Below are 1,513 nucleotides of genomic sequence, written 5' to 3' on the forward strand. Positions count from 1 at the left end.
GCCGCGGGGGATGAGCCCCTGCGCACGCTGGACGACGCGCGCGCCGACGACGGCCTCACCCACGACATCACCGGGGCGCATGCGCTCGCGCACGGGCTGTCCGTCCCCCAACGCACCCCGGAGGCGGCAGCGGCGCTCTTCTGGCGCATCTCCGAGGGGGCCGACTTCACCTTCTTCGAGCACTACCTCGCCGACGAGGCGGGCCACGCCCAGGACTTCACCGCCGCGCGCACCGCGCTCGACACGTTCGATGCCTTCCTCCGCGCCGTCGCGGCCACCCGCCCCTCGGACGCTCGCGTGCTCGTGTGCAGCGACCACGGCAACGTGGAGGACCTGTCGGTTCGCGGACACACCGTGCACGCCGTGCCCATGCTCTACTTCGGGCCCTCCGCCCCGGAGGTAGCCTCGTTCACCTCCGTCGCGGACGTGGGACGGGCCGTGATGCGCTGGCTTGGGGCCAACTGAGGGGCTCGGGATGCGGGTGGGTGGCAACGGTACCGGACGATGGAGCGTCGCCTTCCTGGCGCTCGCCCTGCTCTCCGCGTGTGCCTCCGCGCCCCAGAAGCCCGTCGTCCCGGAGGCCACCCTGGACCTGCCCGGCGGCGAGTTCCTCTTCGCCCATGCGCCCGAGGACACCAGGGCCGCCAACATGGTGCGCCGGGCCGTGGCGAAGGCCAGCCCCCAGCTGGCCCGCTGGGGCACCTTCCAGGAACCCGTCACGCTGGTCATCCACCCCGACCACGCCGCCCTGGAGCGCGCCGCGAACCGCTCCGGCTACGACTTCCTGCGCGCCTGGGCCCGCTACGAGCAGGTGGAGGTCCAGAGCCCCCAGACGTGGACGCGCTCCGGCGCCTCGCAGAAGCAGGTGGACGAGCTGCTGCTGCACGAACTCACCCACAGCCTCATGTATCAGTCCTCCGCCACCGTGTCGGACTGGACGCGCAAGGGCATCCCGCTGTGGTTCAGCGAGGGCATGGCCTCCTTCACCGCCGGCCAGGGCTACCGCGTCCCCAGCCTGGAGGACCTCGCCCGCTTCCTCCACCAGCACCCGCAGGCGGATCCGCTCGCACGCGCGGAGTCGCTGTACGAGTCCGAGAACGCCACGGTGTACGGCGCCGCCCACCACGCCTTCACCTTCCTGATGACCCGCTACGGCGAGGAGCGCATCCGGAGCACCTTCTCCGTCATGCGCCAGGGCCGCGACTTCAACGCGGCCTTCCAGGAGGCCATCGGCATTCCCGTGGACGCCTTCCTGCGCGACTTCCGCCGCTACGTGTACCTGCGCGGCTTCAAGGGGGGCCGTCTCAACCCGCCCCCAAGCCGTCCCCGCGACGAAGACAAGGGTCTTCCCTGGATTCCGTTGCTCCCACCGTCAACGCCCGGACCTTCCGGCTCCCCGGACACAACTCTGGAGCCCACAAGCGCGACAAGATGAGGACGCCCGCGATGAGCGGGTTGTCGGAGGCTTCCCCCCCGTGAGTGATTCCAAGATCCACCGCCCGACCCGAGCCCC

General features: G+C 71.2%; 1 protein-coding gene and 1 pseudogene. Both read left to right on the forward strand.

Annotated features, from left to right (window positions below; genetic code table 11):
• Nucleotides 1-465: pseudogene (locus tag D7X12_RS41280) on the forward strand (metalloenzyme); the annotation flags it as partial.
• 10 nt (nucleotides 466-475) lie between these two features.
• Nucleotides 476-1,435, forward strand: a complete 960-nt coding sequence (locus tag D7X12_RS41285; protein ID WP_208719628.1) for a gluzincin family metallopeptidase — start codon at nucleotides 476-478, stop codon at nucleotides 1,433-1,435.
• Nucleotides 1,436-1,513: the final 78 nt, after the last annotated feature.

Origin of the sequence: Corallococcus sicarius, assembly GCF_003611735.1 — a bacterium.
Taxonomy (GTDB): Bacteria; Myxococcota; Myxococcia; order Myxococcales; family Myxococcaceae; genus Corallococcus; species Corallococcus sicarius.

What these genes read in the sequence shown, in the direction of transcription:
- D7X12_RS41285 (WP_208719628.1), top strand. Translation starts at nt 476, where the DNA reads ATGCGGGTGGGTGGCAACGGTACCGGACGATGGAGCGTCGCCTTCCTG.